The 21,587-nt window shown below is 71.7% G+C and carries 16 protein-coding genes; 14 read left to right on the forward strand and 2 right to left on the reverse strand.

Annotated features, from left to right (window positions below; all coding sequences use genetic code 11):
• The first annotated feature begins 1 nt into the window (after position 1).
• The 12 genes from ABZV77_RS20910 (at position 2) to ABZV77_RS20965 (ending at position 15,051) form a co-directional block, all read left to right on the forward strand.
• Positions 2 to 1,288, forward strand: a complete 1,287-nt coding sequence (locus tag ABZV77_RS20910) for a dihydroorotase (protein WP_356258726.1) — start codon at positions 2 to 4, stop codon at positions 1,286 to 1,288.
• On the forward strand, positions 1,285 to 1,857 hold the full coding sequence (locus ABZV77_RS20915; RefSeq protein WP_356258729.1) for a hypothetical protein: 573 nt from the start codon (positions 1,285 to 1,287) through the stop codon (positions 1,855 to 1,857). Before ABZV77_RS20910 ends, ABZV77_RS20915 begins: the two co-directional genes overlap by 4 nt.
• Positions 1,854 to 2,996: a glutamine-hydrolyzing carbamoyl-phosphate synthase small subunit gene (gene carA, locus ABZV77_RS20920; protein ID WP_356258732.1), complete on the forward strand. Its 1,143-nt coding sequence runs from the start codon at positions 1,854 to 1,856 to the stop codon at positions 2,994 to 2,996. Before ABZV77_RS20915 ends, carA begins: the two co-directional genes overlap by 4 nt.
• A complete protein-coding gene (carB, locus tag ABZV77_RS20925) occupies positions 2,989 to 6,297 on the forward strand; it encodes a carbamoyl-phosphate synthase large subunit (RefSeq protein WP_356258734.1) in 3,309 nt (1,102 codons plus the stop codon). The genes carA and carB overlap by 8 nt, the downstream gene beginning before the upstream one ends.
• An 86-nt stretch (positions 6,298 to 6,383) precedes the next feature.
• Positions 6,384 to 7,490, forward strand: coding sequence for a quinone-dependent dihydroorotate dehydrogenase (locus ABZV77_RS20930; RefSeq protein WP_356258738.1), 1,107 nt, complete (start codon positions 6,384 to 6,386; stop codon positions 7,488 to 7,490).
• Positions 7,487 to 8,332 carry an orotidine-5'-phosphate decarboxylase gene (pyrF, locus tag ABZV77_RS20935; RefSeq protein WP_356258741.1) on the forward strand — a complete coding sequence of 282 codons (846 nt, stop codon included), beginning with the start codon at positions 7,487 to 7,489 and terminating at the stop codon, positions 8,330 to 8,332. The genes ABZV77_RS20930 and pyrF overlap by 4 nt, the downstream gene beginning before the upstream one ends.
• A 256-nt stretch (positions 8,333 to 8,588) precedes the next feature.
• Positions 8,589 to 8,915, forward strand: a complete 327-nt coding sequence (locus tag ABZV77_RS20940) for an integration host factor (protein ID WP_055564204.1) — start codon at positions 8,589 to 8,591, stop codon at positions 8,913 to 8,915.
• A gap of 38 nt (positions 8,916 to 8,953) precedes the next feature.
• On the forward strand, positions 8,954 to 9,547 hold the full coding sequence (gmk, locus tag ABZV77_RS20945; RefSeq protein ID WP_356258744.1) for a guanylate kinase: 594 nt from the start codon (positions 8,954 to 8,956) through the stop codon (positions 9,545 to 9,547).
• Between the two features lie 60 nt (positions 9,548 to 9,607).
• Entirely contained in the window at positions 9,608 to 9,880 is a 273-nt protein-coding gene (gene rpoZ, locus ABZV77_RS20950) for a DNA-directed RNA polymerase subunit omega (RefSeq protein WP_005319902.1), read from the forward strand.
• Between the two features lie 57 nt (positions 9,881 to 9,937).
• Positions 9,938 to 11,182 (forward strand): bifunctional phosphopantothenoylcysteine decarboxylase/phosphopantothenate--cysteine ligase CoaBC, encoded by a 1,245-nt coding sequence (coaBC, locus tag ABZV77_RS20955; RefSeq protein WP_356258747.1) that lies wholly within the window; start codon positions 9,938 to 9,940, stop codon positions 11,180 to 11,182.
• Positions 11,183 to 11,517: 335 nt separating this feature from the next.
• Positions 11,518 to 12,726, forward strand: a complete 1,209-nt coding sequence (gene metK / locus ABZV77_RS20960) for a methionine adenosyltransferase (protein WP_150219779.1) — start codon at positions 11,518 to 11,520, stop codon at positions 12,724 to 12,726.
• A 102-nt stretch (positions 12,727 to 12,828) separates the two neighbouring features.
• Positions 12,829 to 15,051 (forward strand): primosomal protein N', encoded by a 2,223-nt coding sequence (locus tag ABZV77_RS20965; RefSeq protein ID WP_356258749.1) that lies wholly within the window; start codon positions 12,829 to 12,831, stop codon positions 15,049 to 15,051.
• Between the two features lie 440 nt (positions 15,052 to 15,491).
• Here the strand turns inward: ABZV77_RS20965 and ABZV77_RS20970 are convergent, their stop codons facing one another.
• Positions 15,492 to 16,058 (reverse strand): hypothetical protein, encoded by a 567-nt coding sequence (locus ABZV77_RS20970; protein WP_356258752.1) that lies wholly within the window; start codon positions 16,056 to 16,058, stop codon positions 15,492 to 15,494.
• 271 nt (positions 16,059 to 16,329) lie between these two features.
• Between ABZV77_RS20970 and fmt the strand changes: the two genes are divergently transcribed.
• Positions 16,330 to 17,274: a methionyl-tRNA formyltransferase gene (gene fmt / locus ABZV77_RS20975; protein ID WP_356258755.1), complete on the forward strand. Its 945-nt coding sequence runs from the start codon at positions 16,330 to 16,332 to the stop codon at positions 17,272 to 17,274.
• Between the two features lie 106 nt (positions 17,275 to 17,380).
• Positions 17,381 to 18,850 carry a transcription antitermination factor NusB gene (locus ABZV77_RS20980; protein WP_356258757.1) on the forward strand — a complete coding sequence of 490 codons (1,470 nt, stop codon included), beginning with the start codon at positions 17,381 to 17,383 and terminating at the stop codon, positions 18,848 to 18,850.
• Positions 18,851 to 18,885: 35 nt separating this feature from the next.
• On the opposite strand, the gene ABZV77_RS20985 is transcribed toward ABZV77_RS20980, so the two are convergent.
• A complete protein-coding gene (locus ABZV77_RS20985; protein WP_356258760.1) occupies positions 18,886 to 21,519 on the reverse strand; it encodes an ATP-binding protein in 2,634 nt (877 codons plus the stop codon).
• Positions 21,520 to 21,587 lie beyond the last annotated feature (68 nt).

Raw genomic sequence — 21,587 nt, forward strand, 5'->3', positions numbered from 1 at the left:
CATGAGCAAGATTCTGATCCGTGGTGCCAAGGTGCTGGGCGGCGAGGCGCAGGACGTCCTGATCGACGGCGAGACCGTCGAGGCCGTGGGCACGGGGCTCTCCGCCGAGGGCGCGACCGTCGTCGAGGCCGCAGGCAAGGTGCTCCTGCCGGGCCTGGTCGACCTCCACACCCACCTGCGCGAGCCGGGCCGCGAGGACTCCGAGACCGTCCTGACCGGCACGCGCGCCGCCGCCTCCGGTGGCTACACCGCCGTGTTCGCCATGGCCAACACCTTCCCCGTCGCCGACACCGCCGGTGTGGTCGAGCAGGTCTACCGGCTCGGCAAGGAGTCCGGCTACTGCGACGTGCAGCCCATCGGCGCCGTCACGGTCGGCCTGGAGGGCAAGAAGCTCGCCGAGCTCGGCGCCATGCACGAGTCCGCCGCCGGGGTCACCGTCTTCTCCGACGACGGCAAGTGCGTCGACGACGCCGTGATCATGCGCCGCGCCCTGGAGTACGTGAAGGCCTTCGGCGGTGTCGTCGCGCAGCACGCGCAGGAGCCGCGGCTCACCGAGGGCGCCCAGATGAACGAGGGCATCGTCTCCGCCGAGCTGGGTCTCGGCGGCTGGCCCGCCGTCGCCGAGGAGTCGATCATCGCGCGTGACGTGCTGCTCGCCGAGCACGTCGGCTCGCGGGTGCACATCTGCCACCTGTCGACCGCAGGATCGGTCGAGATCGTGCGCTGGGCCAAGTCGCGCGGCATCGACGTCACCGCCGAGGTCACCCCGCACCACCTCCTCCTCACGGATGAGCTGGTGCGCTCCTACAACCCCGTCTACAAGGTGAACCCGCCGCTGCGCACCGAGCGCGACGTGATGGCGCTGCGCGAGGCCCTCGCCGACGGCACGATCGACATCGTCGCCACCGACCACGCCCCGCACCCGCACGAGGACAAGGACTGCGAGTGGGCCGCGGCCGCCATGGGCATGGTCGGCCTGGAGACCGCCCTCTCCGTGGTGCAGCAGACGATGGTCGAGACCGGCCTGCTGACCTGGGAGGCCGTCGCCGACCGGATGTCCTTCAAGCCCGCCGCGATCGGTGGGACCGCCGGTCACGGCCGCCCCGTCTCGGCAGGTGAGCCCGCGAACCTGGTCCTGGTCGACGCCGATTACCGTGGGGCAGTGGACCCCGCGGGCTTCGCCTCGCGCAGCCGCAACACTCCCTACGAGGGCCGTGAGCTGCCGGGCCGCGTCACGCACACGTGGCTCCGGGGTCGGGCCACGCTCGTCGACGGGAAGCTCACGTGACATCACTTCTGGAACTGGCCGCCGACAAAGAGTCGGCGGAGGTGACCGACTGGGCCGCACGCCTCGGCTGGGTCGTGGGGCTGCTGCTCTTCATCGCGCTCGTCTACTGGCTGATGCGCGAGGGCTGGAAGTGGCGCGGCACGCTCCAGGGCGACCTGCCCGAGCTGCCCGCCGCGCCGGATGACCGGGGCCCGGCGAAACTTGAGCTGAGCGGCAGGTACCACGGCTCGACCACGGCAGGGCAGTGGCTCGACCGCATCGTGGCGCACGGCCTCGGCACCCGCAGCCGCGTCGAGCTGACGCTCATCGACGCGGGCCTGGACGTCGTACGCCCCGGAGCGGCCGACTTCTTCATCCCGGTCGCACAGCTGCGCGAGGCCCGGCTCGACAAGGGCATCGCGGGCAAGGTCCTCACGGAGGGCGGTCTCCTGATCGTCACCTGGGAGCACGGCGGGAAGCTGCTCGACTCCGGCTTCCGCTCGGACCACGCCGCCGAGCAGGCGGAGTGGGTCGAGGAGCTCAACAACATGATCGACAAGAACAGCACTACGGAAGGCACCGCACGATGACGACCTCCACAAGGGGAGCCAGCAAGGCTCCCGCCGTACTCGTCCTGGAGGACGGCCGCATCTTCCGCGGTCGCGCCTACGGGGCCGTGGGGGAGACCTTCGGCGAAGCGGTGTTCTCCACCGGCATGACCGGCTACCAGGAGACCCTGACCGACCCGTCGTACGACCGCCAGATCGTCGTCGCCACCGCCCCGCAGATCGGCAACACGGGCTGGAACGACGAGGACGACGAGTCGAACCGCATCTGGGTCTCCGGTTACGTGGTCCGCGACCCCGCCCGCATCCCCTCGAACTGGCGCGCGAAGCGTTCGCTCGACGACGAGCTGGTCGCCCAGCACATCGTCGGCATCAGCGGCATCGACACCCGCGCCCTCACCCGCCACCTGCGCGAGAGCGGCTCCATGCGCTCCGGCATCTTCTCCGGCGAGACGCTGCCCGCCGACGCCGAGCTCGTCGAGCGCGTCCAGGCGCAGCCCCAGATGAAGGGCGCCAGCCTGTACGAGGAGGTCTCCACCCAGGAGGCCTACGTCGTCCCGGCGATCGGCGAGAAGCGGTTCACCGTCGCCGCCATCGACCTCGGCATCAAGGGCATGACCCCGCACCGCATGGCCGAGCGCGGCATCGAGGTCCACGTGCTGCCCGCCACGGCCACCGAGGAGGACGTGTACGCCGTCGCCCCCGACGGAGTCTTCTTCTCCAACGGCCCCGGCGACCCGGCCACCGCCGAAGGCCCCGTCGCGCTGATGACCGCCGTCCTGAAGCGGAAGACGCCGCTGTTCGGCATCTGCTTCGGCAATCAGATCCTCGGCCGCGCCCTCGGCTTCGGCACGTACAAGCTCAAGTACGGCCACCGCGGCATCAACCAGCCGGTGCAGGACCGCACCACCGGCAAGGTCGAGGTCACCGCGCACAACCACGGCTTCGCCGTGGACGCGCCGCTCGACAAGGTCTCCGACACCCCCTTCGGACGCGCCGAGGTCTCCCACGTCTGCCTGAACGACCAGGTGGTGGAGGGGCTCCAGCTCCTCGACCAGCCGGCGTTCAGCGTCCAGTACCACCCCGAGGCGGCCGCGGGCCCGCATGACGCCGCGTACCTCTTCGACCGCTTCGTAACTCTGATGGAGGGCCAGCGTGCCTAAGCGCTCCGATATCCAGTCCGTCCTGGTCATCGGCTCCGGCCCGATCGTCATCGGCCAGGCCGCCGAGTTCGACTACTCCGGCACCCAGGCGTGCCGCATCCTCAAGGCCGAGGGCCTGCGCGTCATCCTGGTCAACTCCAACCCGGCGACGATCATGACCGACCCGGAGATCGCCGACGCCACGTACGTCGAGCCGATCACCCCGGAGTTCGTCGAGAAGATCATCGCCAAGGAGCGCCCCGACGCGCTGCTGCCCACCCTGGGCGGCCAGACGGCCCTCAACACGGCCATCTCCATGCACGAGCAGGGTGTCCTGGAGAAGTACGGCGTCGAACTCATCGGAGCCAACGTCGAGGCCATCAACAAGGGCGAGGACCGCGACCTCTTCAAGGGCGTCGTCGAAGAGGTCAACAAGAAGATCGGGCACGGCGAGTCCGCCCGCTCGTACATCTGCCACTCCATGGACGACGTCCTCAAGGGCGTCGACGCGCTCGGCGGCTACCCCGTCGTCGTCCGCCCCTCCTTCACCATGGGCGGCGCCGGTTCCGGCTTCGCGCACAACGAGGACGAGCTGCGCCGCATCGCCGGACAGGGACTCACGCTCTCGCCGACCACCGAGGTGCTCCTTGAGGAGTCCATCCTCGGCTGGAAGGAGTACGAGCTCGAGCTGATGCGCGACAAGAACGACAACGTCGTGGTCGTCTGCTCCATCGAGAACTTCGACCCGATGGGCGTGCACACCGGCGACTCGATCACCGTCGCGCCCTCGATGACGCTGACCGACCGCGAGTACCAGCGCCTTCGTGACATCGGCATCGCGATCATCCGCGAGGTCGGCGTCGACACCGGCGGCTGCAACATCCAGTTCGCGATCAACCCCGACGACGGCCGCGTCATCGTCATCGAGATGAACCCGCGTGTCTCGCGGTCCTCCGCGCTCGCCTCCAAGGCCACCGGCTTCCCGATCGCGAAGATCGCGGCCAAGCTGGCCGTCGGCTACACGCTGGACGAGATCCCGAACGACATCACCGAGAAGACCCCGGCCTCCTTCGAGCCGACCCTCGACTACGTCGTGGTCAAGGCCCCGCGCTTCGCCTTCGAGAAGTTCCCCTCGGCGGACTCGACCCTGACGACCACCATGAAGTCGGTCGGCGAGGCCATGGCGATCGGCCGCAACTTCACCGAGGCGCTGCAGAAGGCACTCCGCTCCCTGGAGAAGAAGGGCTCGCAGTTCACCTTCGTGGGCGAGCCCGGCGACAAGGCCGAGCTGCTGCGCGAGGCGGTGCGCCCCACCGACGGCCGCATCAACTCCGTCATGCAGGCCATCCGCGCGGGCGCCACGCCCGAGGAGGTCTTCGACGCCACCAAGATCGACCCGTGGTTCGTCGACCAGCTCTTCCTGATCAAGGAGCTCGCGGACGAGCTGGCCGCCACCGAGCGCCTCAACGCCGACGTGCTGGCCGAGGCCAAGCGGCACGGCTTCTCCGACGCCCAGATCGCCGAGATCCGCGGCCTGCGCGAGGACGTGGTGCGCGAGGTGCGCCAGGCCCTCGGCGTGCGCCCGGTCTACAAGACGGTCGACACCTGCGCCGCCGAGTTCGCCGCGAAGACCCCGTACTTCTACTCCTCGTACGACGAGGAGAACGAGGTCGCACCGCGCGAGAAGCCCGCGGTGATCATCCTGGGCTCCGGCCCGAACCGCATCGGCCAGGGCATCGAGTTCGACTACTCCTGCGTCCACGCCTCCTTCGCGCTCAGCGACGCGGGCTACGAGACCGTGATGGTCAACTGCAACCCCGAGACCGTCTCGACGGACTACGACACCTCCGACCGCCTCTACTTCGAGCCGCTCACGCTCGAGGACGTCCTGGAGATCGTCCACGCCGAGGCGCAGGCCGGGCCCATCGCGGGCGTCATCGTCCAGCTCGGCGGCCAGACCCCGCTCGGCCTCGCGCAGGCCCTCAAGGACAACGGCGTGCCGGTCGTCGGCACCTCGCCCGAGGCGATCCACGCCGCCGAGGACCGCGGCGCCTTCGGCCGCGTGCTCGCGGAGGCCGGGCTCCCGGCGCCCAAGCACGGCACCGCGACGACGTTCGCGGAAGCCAAGGCGATCGCCGACGAGATCGGCTACCCCGTCCTGGTGCGCCCCTCGTACGTGCTCGGCGGCCGCGGCATGGAGATCGTGTACGACGAGACCCGGCTCTCGGCGTACATCGAGGAGTCGACCGAGATCAGCCCCTCGCGGCCGGTCCTCGTCGACCGCTTCCTGGACGACGCCATCGAGATCGACGTGGACGCGCTCTACGACGGCGAGGAGCTCTACCTCGGCGGCGTCATGGAGCACATCGAGGAGGCCGGTATCCACTCCGGCGACTCGGCGTGCGCGCTGCCCCCGATCACGCTCGGCGGCTTCGACATCAAGCGCCTGCGCGCCTCCACCGAGGGCATCGCCAAGGGCGTCGGCGTGCGCGGACTGATCAACATCCAGTTCGCAATGGCGGGCGACATCCTCTACGTCCTCGAGGCCAACCCGCGCGCCTCGCGCACCGTCCCCTTCACCTCGAAGGCGACCGCGGTGCCGCTGGCCAAGGCCGCCGCGCGCATCTCGCTCGGCGCGACCGTCGCCGAGCTGCGCGCGGAGGGCATGCTGCCCGCGGTGGGCGACGGCGGCACGCTCCCCATGGACGCGCCGATCTCCGTCAAGGAGGCCGTCATGCCGTGGTCGCGCTTCCGCGACATCCACGGCGCGGGCGTCGACACCGTCCTCGGCCCGGAGATGCGCTCCACCGGCGAGGTCATGGGCATCGACTCGGTGTTCGGCACCGCGTACGCCAAGTCGCAGGCGGGTGCGTACGGCCCGCTGCCGACCAAGGGCCGTGCCTTCATCTCCGTCGCCAACCGCGACAAGCGTTCGATGATCTTCCCGGCGCGTGAACTGGTCGCGCACGGCTTCGAGCTGTTCGCCACCTCCGGCACGGCCGAGGTGCTCAAGCGCAACGGCATCAACGCCACGATCGTGCGCAAGCAGTCCGAGGGCGAGGGCCCGAACGGCGAGAAGACCATCGTCCAGCTCATCCACGACGGCGGCGTCGACCTCATCGTCAACACCCCCTACGGCACCGGCGGCCGCCTCGACGGCTACGAGATCCGCACGGCGGCCGTGGCACGCTCCGTGCCGTGCCTGACGACGGTCCAGGCGCTCGCCGCGGCCGTCCAGGGCATCGACGCGCTGCACCACGGCGGCGTGGGCGTCCGATCGCTCCAGGAACACGCGGAACACCTGACCGCGACCCGCGACTAGACAGCCCACAAGGGGGACACCGAAAACGGTGTCCCCCTTCTGGTGAGCACACCTGAGCACACCTGAGCCCACCTGAGGACCCCACCATGTACAAACTGTTCTTCAACCTCGTCTTCAAGCGGATGGACCCGGAGCGGGCCCACTACCTGGCCTTCCGCTGGATCCGCCTCGCGGCCCGCATCCCCGTGCTGCGCACCTTCGTCGCGGCCGCCCTCGCGCCCCGCCACAAGGAGCTGCGCACCGAGGCCCTCGGGCTGCGGATGCACGGCCCCTTCGGGCTCGCCGCGGGCTTCGACAAGAACGCCGTCGCGATCGACGGCATGTCGATGCTCGGCTTCGACCACATCGAGATCGGCACGGTCACGGGCGAGCCGCAGCCGGGCAACCCCAAGAAGCGCCTGTTCCGGCTCGTCCCGGACCGCGCGCTGATCAACCGCATGGGCTTCAACAACGAGGGTTCGGCGGCCGTGGCGGAGCGCCTGGCGGCGCGCGCGCCCGTCTTCAACACCGTCGTGGGCGTGAACATCGGCAAGACCAAGGTCGTCCCAGAGGAGGAGGCCGCCGCCGACTACGTGAAGTCGACCGAGCGGCTCGCCCGCCACGCCGACTACCTCGTCGTCAACGTCTCGTCGCCGAACACGCCGGGCCTGCGCAACCTGCAGGCCACCGAGTCGCTGCGGCCCCTCCTGACCGCCGTGCGCGAGGCCGCCGACCGCAGCGTCGAGGGCCGTCGGGTCCCGCTGCTCGTCAAGATCGCGCCGGACCTGGCCGACGAGGACATCGACGCGGTCGCCGACCTCGCCGTCGAGCTCGGCCTGGACGGCATCATCGCCACGAACACGACGATCGCGCGCGAGAGCCTCGGCCTGGCGTCCGACCCGGCGCTCTACGGAGAGACCGGCGGGCTGTCCGGGGCGCCCCTGAAGGAGCGCTCCCTGGAGGTCCTGAGGCGCCTCTACGCGCGCGTGGGGGACCGGATCACCCTCGTGGGCGTCGGCGGCATCGAGAACGCCGAGGACGCCTGGCAGCGCATCCTCGCGGGTGCCACCCTGATCCAGGGTTACAGCGCCTTCATCTACGAAGGGCCCTTCTGGGGCCGCGCCATCCACAAGGGCCTCGCCGCACGCCTCAGGACGAGCCCGTACGCCACCCTCGCCGACGCGGTCGGCGCCGACGTGAGGAAGCCCGCATGAGCCCCCTGGACCCCTTCGGCATGCGCCTGCGCCGCGCCATGGACGAGCGCGGCCCCCTGTGCGTCGGCATCGACCCGCACGCCGCGCTCCTGACCGCGTGGGGCCTGAACGACGACATCGCGGGCCTGGAGCGGTTCACGCGGACCGTCGTGGAGGCGCTCGCCGGGACCGTCGCGGTGTTCAAGCCGCAGAGCGCGTTCTTCGAGCGGTTCGGCTCGCGGGGCGTCGCCGTCCTGGAGAAGGCGGTCGAGGAGCTGCGGGCGGCCGGTGCGCTGATCGTGATGGACGCCAAGCGCGGCGACATCGGCTCGACCATGGGCGCGTACGCCGAGACCTTCCTGCACAAGGACTCGCCGCTGTTCAGCGACGCGCTCACGGTCTCGCCCTACCTCGGATACGGCTCCCTGAAGCCGGCCGTCGACCTCGCGCGCGAGAACGGCGCCGGGCTCTTCGTGCTCGCCCTCACCTCCAACCCCGAGGGCGCCGAGGTGCAGCACGCGGTGCGCGAGGACGGCCGCACGGTCGGCGCGACGATGCTGGGCCACCTCGCCGCCGAGAACGCCGGTGCGGAGCCCCTGGGGTCCTTCGGGGCGGTCGTCGGCGCGACGCTGGGGGACCTGTCCTCGTACGACCTGACGATCAACGGCCCGCTGCTCGCTCCCGGCATCGGGGCGCAGGGCGCGACCCCGGCCGACCTTCCCGGTGTCTTCGGCGCGGCGGTGCGCAATGTCGTCCCGAACGTCAGCCGGGGAGTGCTCCGGCACGGACCCGACGTCACGGGCCTGCGCGACTCCGCGACGCGCTTCGCGGACGAGATCAGGGCGGCCGTCGAAGCCCGCTGAGGGAGGCAATCGAGCCTCTCCTTATGTTTCCTTGACGGCTCCTCGGTGCAAATCCGGGGAGAAATGACCGAAATGTACGGCTCGGCGCAGGCTGACCAGGACTTTTCGTCTGTTCTCGCTGACTCTGGCGGCCATGCCCGCTAGTCTCCGACGAGAGCCAACGGGCAAGCGCGTTGCACGTTGCTCACCAGGTGTGGGGCGACTAGGTTCCTCACCGGTCCGTATCCGACAGTTCGACATCCGAGGTGACGTAGGCGTGGCTCTTCCGCCCCTTACCCCTGAACAGCGCGCAGCCGCGCTCGAAAAGGCCGCCGCGGCTCGCCGGGAGCGGGCCGAGGTCAAGAATCGACTCAAGCACTCCGGTGCCTCGCTTCACGAGGTCATCAAGCAGGGCCAGGAGAACGATGTCATCGGCAAGATGAAGGTCTCCGCCCTCCTGGAGTCCCTGCCGGGCGTGGGCAAGGTCCGTGCCAAGCAGATCATGGAGCGTCTTGGCATCTCCGAGAGCCGCCGTGTGCGCGGTCTCGGCTCCAACCAGATTGCGTCGCTCGAGCGAGAGTTCGGTGGGGGTGCCGCCGGCTGATGTTCTCAGGCACTCCTGAGAACCTGGATAATCGCTGCATGGCTGCAACATCCCGGGGGACGTCCCCCGTGCCCCCGGACGCACGTCCGCGGCTGACCGTGCTCTCCGGCCCCTCCGGGGTCGGCAAGAGCACGGTCGTCGCTCATATGCGCAAAGAACACCCCGAGGTCTGGCTCTCGGTCTCCGCCACCACCCGCAAGCCGCGGCCCGGTGAGAAGCACGGTGTCCACTATTTCTTCGTCTCCGACGACGAGATGGACAAGCTGATCGCCAACGGCGAGCTGCTTGAGTGGGCCGAATTCGCGGGCAACCGCTACGGCACTCCGCGGCGCGCGGTCCTCGACCGCCTGGAGGCGGGCGAGCCCGTCCTCCTGGAGATCGATCTGCAGGGCGCGCGCCTGGTGCGCGAGTCGATGCCCGAGGCGCAGCTCGTCTTCCTCGCCCCGCCGAGCTGGGACGAGCTGGTCCGCCGGCTCACCGGCCGGGGGACCGAGGCGCCCGAGGTCATCGAGCGCAGGCTCACCGCCGCCAAGGTGGAGCTCGCCGCCGAGGCCGAGTTCGATACGACGCTGGTCAACACCTCCGTCGAGGACGTGGCCCGTGAGCTGCTAGCCTTGATGAAAGTTCTTTGATCTTTAACAGTGTCTCGACTTCTGGTCCTGACATCACTTGACCCCATCGGAAGGCAGAGAGTGTCCTCTTCCATCACCGCGCCCGAGGGCATCATCAACCCGCCGATTGATGAGCTGCTCGAAGCCACCGACTCGAAGTACAGCCTCGTGATCTACGCCGCCAAGCGCGCGCGCCAGATCAACGCGTACTACTCGCAGCTCGGTGAGGGCCTTCTGGAGTACGTCGGTCCCCTGGTGGACACGCACGTCCACGAGAAGCCGCTCTCGATCGCGCTCCGCGAGATCAACGCGGGTCTGCTGACGTCCGAGGCCATCGAGGGCCCGGCTCAGTAAGCGGTTCGTACCTTCACCACAGGCCCGGCAGTACGACTGCCGGGCCTGTGGTGTGTCATGGAGCAGTACGCATCCGAGTGCGGGGAGACAGAGGCAGTGGCCGAGAAGCCGAAGGTAGTCCTGGGGGTCAGCGGCGGCATCGCCGCCTACAAGGCGTGCGAGCTGCTGCGGCGGCTGACCGAGTCGGGCCATGACGTGCGCGTCGTGCCGACCGAGTCGGCGCTGCACTTCGTCGGCGCCGCGACCTGGTCCGCGCTGTCCGGCAACCCCGTCTCGACCGAGGTCTGGTCCGACGTCCACGAGGTGCCGCACGTCCGCATCGGGCAGCACGCCGACCTCGTGATCGTCGCCCCCGCCACCGCCGACATGCTCGCCAAGGCCGCCCACGGGCTCGCCGACGACCTGCTCACCAACACGCTCCTGACGGCCCGCTGTCCGGTGGTCTTCGCCCCCGCCATGCACACGGAGATGTGGGAGCACCCGGCCACCCAGGAGAACGTGGCCACGCTCCGCCGCCGCGGCGCCCTCGTCGTCGAGCCCGCGGTCGGCCGCCTCACGGGCGTCGACACCGGCAAGGGGCGCTTCCCGGACCCCGTGGAGCTCTTCGAGGTCGTACGCCGTGTCCTCGCGCGCGGAGACCTGGCCCAGGACCTCGCCGGCCGCCACGTCGTCGTCAGCGCGGGCGGCACCCGCGAACCCCTCGACCCGGTCCGTTTCCTGGGCAACCGCTCCTCGGGCAAGCAGGGCTACGCGCTCGCCCGCAGCGCGGCCGCGCGCGGCGCCCGCGTCACGCTCGTCGCGGCCAATGCGGCGCTGCCCGACCCGGCGGGCGTGGACGTCGTGCCGGTCGGCACCGCCGTGCAGCTCCGCGAGGCCGTCGTGAAGGCCGCGGCCGACGCCGATGCCGTGGTGATGGCCGCCGCGGTGGCCGACTTCCGCCCCGAGACGTACGCCACAGGCAAGATCAAGAAGAAGGACGGTCAGGAGCCCGAGCCGGTCGCCCTGGTCCGCAACCCCGACGTGCTCGCCGAGATCGCGGGGGACAGGGCCCGTTCCGGCCAGGTGATCGTCGGTTTCGCCGCGGAGACGGACGACGTGCTGGCCAACGGCCGCGCCAAGCTCGCACGCAAGGGCTGCGACCTGCTGGTCGTCAACGAGGTCGGCGAGCGCAAGACCTTCGGCTCCGAGGAGAACGAGGCGGTCGTGCTCGGCGCGGACGGCAGCGAGACGCCGGTGCCCCACGGCCCCAAGGAAGCCCTCGCGGACACCGTCTGGGACCTCGTCGCCCAGCGGCTTTCCTGACGCCTTGGACCACTGCCCGGTCTCCCTGTCTCACCATCCGGAACTCGGCCACATTCAGGCGCGTCTCTTGACGGGGTGTCCACGGGCAGGGCTCAATGTCATCTTCGCCCCATCGGGCGCCTCAAATCCGGGAAAATCGGGCGCGAGGCTCTCCGATGGAGACCGATCGTCGTACCGCACAACGTAGTGCCGCAGGTCACAGGGCTCCCAAGTGGCGAGACATGTGGTCCGGCGGGCGAGTGTGACCGATAAACTGGTCACGGACGACGCCGAGCGCAGCTCTCGGCCCGTCCACCAATGATCAGCCAGCAGCCGCTGCAACCACAGGGAGCGATGTGTCCCGGCGCCTCTTTACCTCGGAGTCTGTGACCGAAGGTCACCCCGACAAGATCGCTGACCAGATCAGCGACACCATTCTCGACGCACTTCTGCGGGAGGACCCGACGTCCCGGGTCGCCGTGGAAACGCTGATCACCACCGGCCTCGTCCACGTGGCCGGCGAGGTCACGACCAAGGCGTACGCGCCGATCGCGCAGCTTGTGCGCGACAAGATTCTCGAGATCGGTTACGACTCCTCCAAGAAGGGCTTCGACGGCGCCTCCTGTGGCGTCTCGGTGTCCATCGGCTCGCAGTCCCCCGACATCGCTCAGGGCGTCGACACGGCGTACGAGAAGCGCGTCGAGGGCGACGAGGACGAGCTCGACAAGCAGGGCGCGGGCGACCAGGGCCTGATGTTCGGCTACGCCTGCGACGAGACCCCGGAGCTCATGCCGCTCCCGATCCACCTCGCGCACCGCCTCTCGCGCCGCCTCTCCGAGGTGCGCAAGAACGGGACGATCCCCTACCTGCGCCCCGACGGCAAGACCCAGGTCACCATCGAGTACGACGGCGACAAGGCCGTCCGCCTCGACACGGTCGTCGTCTCCTCGCAGCACGCGTCGGACATCGACCTGGACTCGCTCCTGGCCCCCGACATCCGCGAGTTCGTGGTCGAGCCCGAGCTGAAGGCCCTCCTCGAGGACGGCATCAAGCTGGAGACCGAGGGCTACCGCCTGCTGGTCAACCCGACCGGACGCTTCGAGATCGGCGGCCCGATGGGCGACGCCGGTCTGACCGGCCGCAAGATCATCATCGACACGTACGGCGGCATGGCCCGCCACGGCGGCGGTGCCTTCTCGGGCAAGGACCCGTCCAAGGTGGACCGTTCGGCCGCGTACGCGATGCGCTGGGTCGCCAAGAACGTCGTCGCCGCCGGTCTCGCGGCCCGCTGCGAGGTCCAGGTCGCGTACGCCATCGGCAAGGCCGAGCCGGTCGGTCTCTTCGTCGAGACCTTCGGCACGGCCACGATCGACACGGACAAGATCGAGACGGCCATCGGTGAGGTCTTCGACCTGCGCCCGGCCGCGATCATCCGCGACCTCGACCTGCTCCGCCCGATCTACTCGCAGACCGCCGCGTACGGCCACTTCGGCCGGGCGATCCCCGACTTCACGTGGGAGCGGACGGATCGCGTGGAAGCGCTGCGGAAGGCGGCGGGACTGTAGTCCCCGCCCTTTCGGACACTGCCGAGGCCCGGTACCCCTGCGGGGGTGCCGGGCCCCGGCGTTTTTCCGGCCCTGTCAGTGGGGTCTGGTAGGAATGCAGCTGTGAGCAGGGAGAACGAAGGGTTCGAGGTGGGGGGAGCCGAGGAGCCGGAGCAGCTTGCGCTCATCCGGGAGTCGGTGCGCAAGGCCAAGGTGCCCCGGGCCAAGCCGCGGACCTGGCGAGGGGCCGCGCTGGCCAAGGAGCTGCCGGTCGCGCGCGTGCTCGTCGACAAGGGCGTGCTGCACCTCGACCGGTACTTCGACTATGCCGTGCCCGAGGAGCTGGACGCCGAGGCGCAGCCCGGGGTCCGGGTCCGGGTGCGGTTCGGCGCCGGGTCGCGGAACGTGCGGGAGGGTCGGCGCGAAGGGGGCGGGCTGATCGACGGGTTCATCGTCGAGCGGTGCGCGGAGACGGAGTACACGGGGCCGTTGGCGGCCCTGGCCCAGGTCGTGTCGCCGGAGCCGGTGCTCGACTCCGGGCTCCTCGAACTGGCGAGGGCCGTGGCCGACCGCTATGCGGGCAGCCTCGCCGACGTGCTGCAGCTCGCGGTGCCGCCCCGGCATGCGCGGGCCGAGTCCAAGGCGGTCGCCGAGCCGCCCGCCCCGCCTGCCGCGCCCGATGCGGGGAGCTGGCGGAGGTACGGGCACGGGCCCGAGTTCCTCCGCGCCCTGGCCTCCGGGGGCGCTCCGCGTGCCGTGTGGACGGCGTTGCCGGGGCCGCAGTGGGCCGAGGAGATCGCCCGCGCGGTGCAGGCCACGCTCGCCTCCGGCCGGGGCGCGCTCGTCGTCGTGCCGACGGGTCGGCCCGCCGCGCGCGTGGACGCCGCGCTCACCGAACTGCTCGGCCCGGGACAGCATGCGCTGCTGACCGCCGATGCCGGGCAGGAGCGGCGCTATCAGGAGTGGCTCTCCGTGCGGCGCGGGACCGTGCGGGCCGTCGTCGGCACCCGGGCCGCGATGTTCGCGCCCGTACGGGACCTGGGACTCGTCGTCATCTGGGAGGACGGGGACTCCAACCACAGCGAAGACCGCGCTCCGTTCCCGCATGTGCGGGAGGTCCTGGAGCTCCGATCGACGCGCGACAAGTGCGGATTCCTGCTGGGGAGTTGGAGCTGCACGGTCGAGGCGGCGCAACTCGTCGAGAGCGGGTGGGCCGTGCCGCTCGTCGCCGATCGCGAGCAGGTGCGGGGGGCCGCACCGCTCGTACGGACCGTGGGCGACCTGGACCTGGCGCGGGACGAGGCGGCGCGGGCCGCCCGGCTGCCGACGCTGGCCTGGCAGGTCGCCAGGGAGGGTCTGAAGCACGGGCCGGTCCTGGTGCAGGTGCCGCGGCGCGGCTATGTGCCGAGGCTCGCCTGCGAGCGGTGCCGTGAGCCTGCCCGGTGCCGACGGTGCGCGGGGCCCTTGGAGGCGCAGGAGAGCGGGGCCGCCCTGCGGTGCGGGTGGTGCGGGGTGGAGGAGGCCGCCTGGCACTGCGAGTCCTGCGGCGGCTTCCGGCTGCGGGCGCAGGTCGTCGGGGCGCGCAGGACCGCGGAGGAACTGGGGCGGGCGTTCCCGGCGGTGCCGGTGCGGACGTCAGGACGGGAGCAGGTGCTCGACACGGTGCCGGGGGCACCGGCGCTGGTGGTGAGCACGCCGGGCGCGGAGCCCGTGGCCGAGGGCGGTTACGCGGCTGCCCTGCTGCTCGACGGCTGGGCCATGCTGGGCCGCCCCGACCTGCGGGCGGGCGAGGACGCGCTGCGGCGGTGGGTCGGGGCCGCGTCGCTGGTGCGTCCGCAGGGTGCGGGCGGCACGGTGGTGGTCGTCGCCGAGCCGACGCTGCGGCCCGTGCAGGCGCTGGTGCGGTGGGACCCCGTGGGGCACGCGGTGCGGGAGCTCGCGGAGCGCGCCGAGCTCGGCTTCCCGCCGGTGTCGCGGATGGCGGCGGTGTCCGGGACGCCCGAGGCGCTCGCGGAGTTCTTGGCCGGTGCGGAACTGCCGGGGGACGCGGTGGTGTTGGGGCCGGTGCCGGTTCGGGACGGTGGGCCTGCCGGGTCTGGCGGGTCTGCCGGTCCTGGTGGTCCTGGTGGTCCCGGTTCCGGGGCTTCGCGGCGGGGTGGGGGCGCGCCGCCCGGCTCCGAGCCGTGGGAGCGGGTGCTGATCCGGGTGCCGCCCGGCAGCGGCGCCGCACTCGCCACCTCACTGAAGGTGGCACAGGCCGCGCGGATGGCGCGGGGGGCCAAGGGGGCCCGTGAGGCGGGGGGCGAGGCGGTGCGGGTGCGGGTGGATCCGTTGGACATCGGCTGATTGGGGGCCGGTGGGGCCGGTGGGCTTGGTAGGCCTGGCTGACCCGAGGGGCTCGGGGTCTACGGACCCCGACGGGTCCGGTTGACTTGCCGGATCCGAGGGCTCCGACGGATTCGGTGGCCCAAGGGACCCGAAGGACCCGGCCGGACAGCTGGACTTGCCGGGCCCGAGGGCGCCGACGGGCCCGGCTGCCCCGGCGGATCCGACGGATTCTGCTGCCCCGGCTGCCCCGGCGGACCAGACGGACCCGGCGGACCAGACGGACCGGGCTGACCCGATGGATCCGGCTGTCCCCGATGGGGCTGATGGATCTGATCGATCCGGCGTGCCCCGACGGCCCGGCCCGGCTGGCGCGCACGCGCGCACGTCGTACGCATGAAGCTGCCCCCTCGTCCTTGGCGGAGGAGCGAGGAGGCAGCGGTCGGGCGGGGTGGGGTGGGTCAGCCGTTGCGGGGGCCGGGGAAAGCGTTCGGCCTGGGCTCTTCGCGGAGGGTGGGGCTGCCCGCGGTGGGCTGGGTCGGCATGGTGCGGGCCGCCGGTACGGACGGCAGCGGGACGCCGACCGGAAGGGGACGCGTGGCCGTGGACGTCACGGTGGACGTCACCGCGGGCGCGGGGGCCTCCGCCGCGCGCTCCGCCTCGGCCGCCGCCTGCGTGGTGGCCCGCCGCGCGCCGTAACGGCGGTGGACCGCCTGCTTGGTGACGCCGAGGGCCGAGCCCACCGCGTCCCACGAGAACCCCAGCGAGCGGTCGAAGTCCACCGCCGCGGTGACCAGCGTCTCGACGCTGTCCCGGAGTTCCTGGGCGAGACGGACGGTCGGGGCGGGGGCCCGCCCGTACACGACGAAGCCCGCGGACGGGCTGGAGCGGCGCGGGCGGTAGACGTTGCCGAGCTGGGCGGTGAGGGTGCGCAGTGCGTCCACCTGCCGGCGGACCCGCTCGATGTCCCGCACCAAGAGGTGCAGGCTGGCCCGTGCCTGGGCGTCGTGGGTTGCGTGGTCGGCCATGAACAAGCCTCTCGAACCGGCGTTGAAAAGGATCGGGCCGCATCCGCGGCCCGTTGTGGTCAACTCTTTCTTGACCAACGCGCTAGTTCGTGTGGGGTCACGGTGCAGGGGCGTATATGCATATGCACAGGGCGCGCGCCCATTCGTACGCCCCCGGCGAGGGTGTCGTACCCACGTGGGGAAGACCGTCCCGGGCGGCGCCACGGAGCGGCCCATAGACTGGTGCGCTGCCGTCGCCCCACCCCTGACCAGAGATCCGAGGTACCCCCCAGTGAAGCTCGTCTTCGCAGGCACTCCCGAGGTCGCAGTCCCCGCACTGGACGCCCTGATCGCCTCCGACCGGCACGAGGTGGCCGCCGTCGTGACCCGCCCGGACGCCCCCGCGGGACGGGGCCGCAGGCTGGTCGCGAGCCCGGTCGCGGAGCGCGCCGAGGAGGCCGGTATCGAGGTGCTCAAGCCCGCGAAGCCGCGGGACGAGGAGTTCCTGGCGCGGCTGCGCGAGATCGGCCCCGACTGCTGCCCGGTCGTCGCCTACGGAGCGCTGCTCCCGAAGGTCGCCCTGGACATCCCGGCCCGCGGCTGGGTCAATCTGCACTTCTCGCTGCTGCCTGCCTGGCGCGGCGCCGCCCCCGTGCAGCACGCGGTGATGGCGGGCGACGAGATCACCGGCGCCTCCACCTTCCTGATCGAGCAGGGCCTCGACTCCGGGCCCGTGTACGGGACGGTCACCGAGTCGGTCCGGCCGACCGACACCAGCGGTGACCTCCTGACGCGCCTCGCCTTCGCGGGCTCGGGCCTGCTCGTCGCGACCATGGACGGCATCGAGGACGGCAGCCTCAAGGCGGTCTCGCAGCCCGCCGACGGCGTCACCCTCGCCCCGAAGATCACCGTCGAGGACGCCCAGGTGGACTGGGCCGCGCCCGCGATGCGGGTGGACCGGGTCGTGCGCGGCTGCACCCCTGCGCCCGGCGCCTGGACCGTGTTCCGCGGCGAGCGGCTGAAGATCATCCAGGCGGCGCTCGTCCAGGACCGCACCGATCTCGCGCCCGGCGAGCTGTCCGCCGCCAAGAACAACGTGTACGTGGGCTCCGGTTCGCACGCTGTCGAGCTGCTCTGGGTCCAGCCGCAGGGCAAGAAGCCGATGCGCGGCGCGGACTGGGCGCGCGGGGTCCGGATCGCCCCCGGGGAGCACGTGGGCGCCGACGGCGTACGCTGAGCGGCGAGCCTGTTCGCCGCTTTCGAACCGTTTCAGCAGCTTTCAGTATTCTTCAGCTTCAGCAGCCTTCAGCAGGCTCTCGAACCATCTCAGCAGCGGAGCACCTTTGAACGACAAGCCGAACCGGCCAGCCACGAAGTCCTCCTCCGGCAAGGGTCGGCCGGGCGGTCCTGGGAAGCCCGGCAAGCCCTACCGCCGCCCCCAGAAGGACCCCGTCCGCTTCCTCGCCTTCGAGGCGCTGCGGGCGGTCGACGAGCGCGATGCGTACGCCAACCTCGTCCTGCCGCCCCTGCTGCGCAAGGCGCGGGAGAAGGGCGACTTCGACGCGCGTGACGCCGCACTCGCCACCGAACTGGTCTACGGGACGCTGCGCCGCCAGGGCACGTACGACGCGATCGTCGCCGCCTGCATCGACCGGCCGCTGCGCGAGGTCGACCCGCCCGTCCTCGACGTGCTCAACCTCGGTGTGCACCAGCTGCTCGGCACGCGCATCCCGACGCACGCCGCCGTCTCCGCCTCGGTGGAGCTGGCCCGCGTGGTGCTCGGCGACGGCCGGGCCAAGTTCGTCAACGCCGTGCTGCGCAAGGTCTCCCAGGACGATCTGGACACCTGGGTCGAGCGGGTCGCGCCGCCGTACGACGAGGACGCCGAGGACCACCTCGCCGTCGTCCACTCGCACCCCCGCTGGGTCGTCTCGGCGCTGTGGGACTCGCTCGGTGGCGGCCGCGCAGGCATCGAGGACCTGCTGGAGGCGGACAACGAACGGCCCGAGGTGACGCTCGTGGCGCGCCCGGGCCGTGCCACCGCCGACGAGCTCCTCGAATCCGTCGGCGAGGACAACGCGCTGCCGGGCCGCTGGTCGCCGTATGCCGTGCGGCTCAGCGAGGGCGGCGAGCCCGGCTCCCTGGAGGCCGTGCGCGAGGGACGCGCGGGCGTGCAGGACGAGGGCAGCCAGCTGGTCGCGCTCGCCCTCGCGAACGCCCCGCTGGACGGCCCCGACGAGAAGTGGCTCGACGGCTGCGCGGGCCCCGGCGGCAAGGCGGCCCTGCTCGCCGGGCTCGCCGCCCAGCGCGGCGCCGTGCTGCTCGCCTCCGAGAAGCAGCCGCACCGGGCCGGGCTCGTCGCTCAGGCGCTCGCCGGGAACCCCGGCCCCTACCAGGTCATCGCGGCCGACGGCACCCGTCCGCCGTGGCGGCCCGGCACCTTCGACCGCGTCCTGATGGACGTGCCCTGCACGGGCCTCGGCGCGCTGCGCCGCCGCCCCGAGGCCCGCTGGCGCCGCCGCCCGCAGGACCTGGACGGCTTCGCCCCGCTCCAACGCGGGCTGCTGCGCACGGCGTTGGAGTCGGTGCGGGTCGGCGGTGTCGTCGGGTACGCCACGTGTTCGCCGCACCTCGCCGAGACGCGGGCCGTCGTGGACGACGTCATCAAGCACAGCGGTGGCGCCGAACTCGTCGACGCGCGGCCCCTCATGCCGGGCATCCCGGCGCTCGGTGACGGACCCGACGTACAGCTCTGGCCGCATCTGCACGGGACGGACGCGATGTATTTGGCGCTGATCCGGCGGACTGCCTGAGCGGGCGTGACCGGTGCCGGCGTGCGGTCGAGGGGTCAGTCCGGGGTGGGGAGGCCCTCTCTCCTGAGCCAGTCGCGGGTGTAGGCGTGGAGGCCCGGGGTCTGCCCGCTCCGGGCCAGCTGCAGGGCCTGTCGTGACACGGCGTACGCGGAGGTGTGACGGCCGGACTCCCTGAGGGCCAGCGCGTGGAGGAGGACCGCGGAGATGTGGGCGTGGATGTCGTCTCGCACGCTCGCGCGCTGCCGTGCCCGATCGGCGACCTTGACCGCTTCCTCGGGGCGGCGCAGGGCGAGCAGGGCGTAGACGAGGAGCTCCCGGGCCCGGACCGCGGAGTGAGCCTCGCCTTCCTCGGCCAGGAGGGCGGCGGCGCGTTCGGCGGTCGCGGCGGCCGCCGCGTGGTCGCCGACGCCGAAGTGGGCCAGGGAAAGCTTGAGCAGGGTGTGGCCGATGGCCTTCCGGCCGTCCGGCTGGTGCTCTTCGCGCAGCCGCAGGGCGTTCTGGTGGCGTGTGACGGCCTCGGCGTAGCCGGCTGCTTCGTAGCGCGCGGTTCCGGTGCGATCGAAGGCCTCGGCCAGGATGACGGGGCCTCCGGCGTGCGCGTGTGCCGTCATGACATCCGCGATGGCGCCCGCCTCGGCGCCGAGGCGGGCAGCGGACTCCGTCGCGATGTCGTCCGCCAGCGTGATCAGCCGTTCGCACATCTCCCGCCACCGTGCCGAGTTCCATTCGAGGGAGTTCTGCAGATACCGGTACGCCTCCTTGAGTGACCTCTCGGCGGCGGGTCGGCGGTCGAGGCGCAGCCGTTCGCGGCTCAGCAGGAGCCAGGACTCGGTGAGCAGACGGGGGTCGTCGGACAGTTCGCCGATGCGGACGGCGGTCAGGAGTGCCTGGATGCCCGTCGAGTCCTTCGTACCCGTCCTGGAGGTGGTGCGGGCGATCTCGTGGAGCATGGGGACGGCGGTGACCTGGGCCGCTGCCGGGAGCGCTGCGACGTGCGCCCGGACGGTCTCGAGCAGGCCCCACAACTGCACCGACTCGGGGTGCTGGAGAAGAGGGTCGGTCGCCTCGATGTCCAGCAGGTGGACGAGGTCCGACGCCCCGCCGGAGCCCGTCGGGTCGAGCCCCAGCGCCCCCAGCGTCCAGGTCAGACCCGTCAGGTCCCACCGGGAGCCGTGCACGGAGCCCCCGGCGACCGTCACGACCTTGCGGCACGTCTCGACCAGCTCGGTGGTCTGGCCCCGGTACCGGTGGAACCTGATCAGTGCCTCCAGCATGTGCAGCACGTCGGTCGGGTGGTCGAAGGTGAGCCCCATGGCGATCGCGGCCTGCAGGTTGGGCAGTTCCTGGTCGAACCAGTCGAGGGCCTGCCGGACGTTCGCCGTCTCTCCCGGCAGGCCCTCGGCGCGTACGACACGCAGGGCCTGGCCCGCGCGTCGGCCCTCCAGTGCGTAGTGGGTCAGCAGGCGTCTGGCGGGTTCGTCCTGGCTGTCACCGTGGCGCGCGAGGTGTTCGATGGCGTACGCCCGGATCAGGTCGTGCTGGCGCCATTTGCCGGGGCCCGCCTGTTCGATCACGTGGGCGCGGGCCAGTTCGAGCAGCAGCGGCCGGGCGCCGCGCAGGTCGGAGTCCAGGAGGCAGGCGGCGGCCGGGAGGCGGAAGTGCGGGCCGGGGTTGATCGGCAGGAGGCGGAACAGGCGGGCCTGGCCTTCGGTCAGCCGCAGGTACGAGAGGTCGAACGCGGCGCGTACCGCCCGCTCGCCGTCGTCGAGCAGATCGAGTCGGCCGTACGCCTGGGCGAGGTCATCGGCGAGGTCGGTCGGCGTGAGGCCGGGGTCGCGGGCCAGCAGGGCCGCGGTGATGTGGAGGGCCAGGGGAAGGTGTCCGCAGAGCTCGCACAGGCGCCGGGTGCCCTCCGGGTCGTCGCGCAGCCGGTCGTCCCCCGCCGACAGGAGGTCCAGCTGGTCCCTGATCAGGGAGGCCGAGTCCCCGGACGCGAGGGTCCGCAGGTCGAGCGTGCGCGAACCGCGTGCCGTCAGGGTGTGCCGCGAGGTGACGACCACGCGGTGGATGCGGGAGCGGGGGAGCAGGTCGGCGATCTGGTCCGTCGTGGAGGCGTTGTCCAGGACCAGGAGCACCGGGCGGTCCTGGTCGGCCCGCTCGGCGAGGAACCGGTGGTACTGCGCCGCGTGCCCCTGGGGGGCGGTGTCGGGCGGCCCCTGCCGGTCCAGGGCGTGCAGCATGGGTGCGTACGCCTGGTGGGGGCGGATGCGGTGGTCCGGGTCGGGGGCGTAGCCGTTGAGGTCGACGAAGACCGCGCCGCCGGGGAACCAGCCGCGGGCGACCCCTTCCGAGGCGCTCACCCGGGCGAGTGCCGTCTTGCCGATCCCGGCGAGTCCGGCCACGGCCGAGACGACGACCATGCCGACCGAGTCCGTGTCCGGGGCCAGGATGCCGAGGACCGCGTCCACTTCGGCGTCGCGTCCGACGAAGACCTCCGCCACCGTCTCCGCGGTCGGCAGGACGGGTTCCACCAGGACGGGGGTCTCCGTGACCTGCCGGTGGTGATGCACTTCGTGGACGGTCAGATCGCGACCGGCCTGCAGGGCACGGCCGCCCGTGGCGGCGGATGCCGTCTGGCGGACCGCACCTCGCTCGTGCCCCGACGTCACCGGCGCCCCTCCATGCCCACCCCCGTGCCGCCCCCGTATGACTGCCCCAGCAGGATAGGGCGCCGTCG

It is taken from the genome of Streptomyces sp. NPDC004732 (assembly GCF_040609235.1).
Classification (GTDB): domain Bacteria; phylum Actinomycetota; class Actinomycetes; order Streptomycetales; family Streptomycetaceae; genus Streptomyces.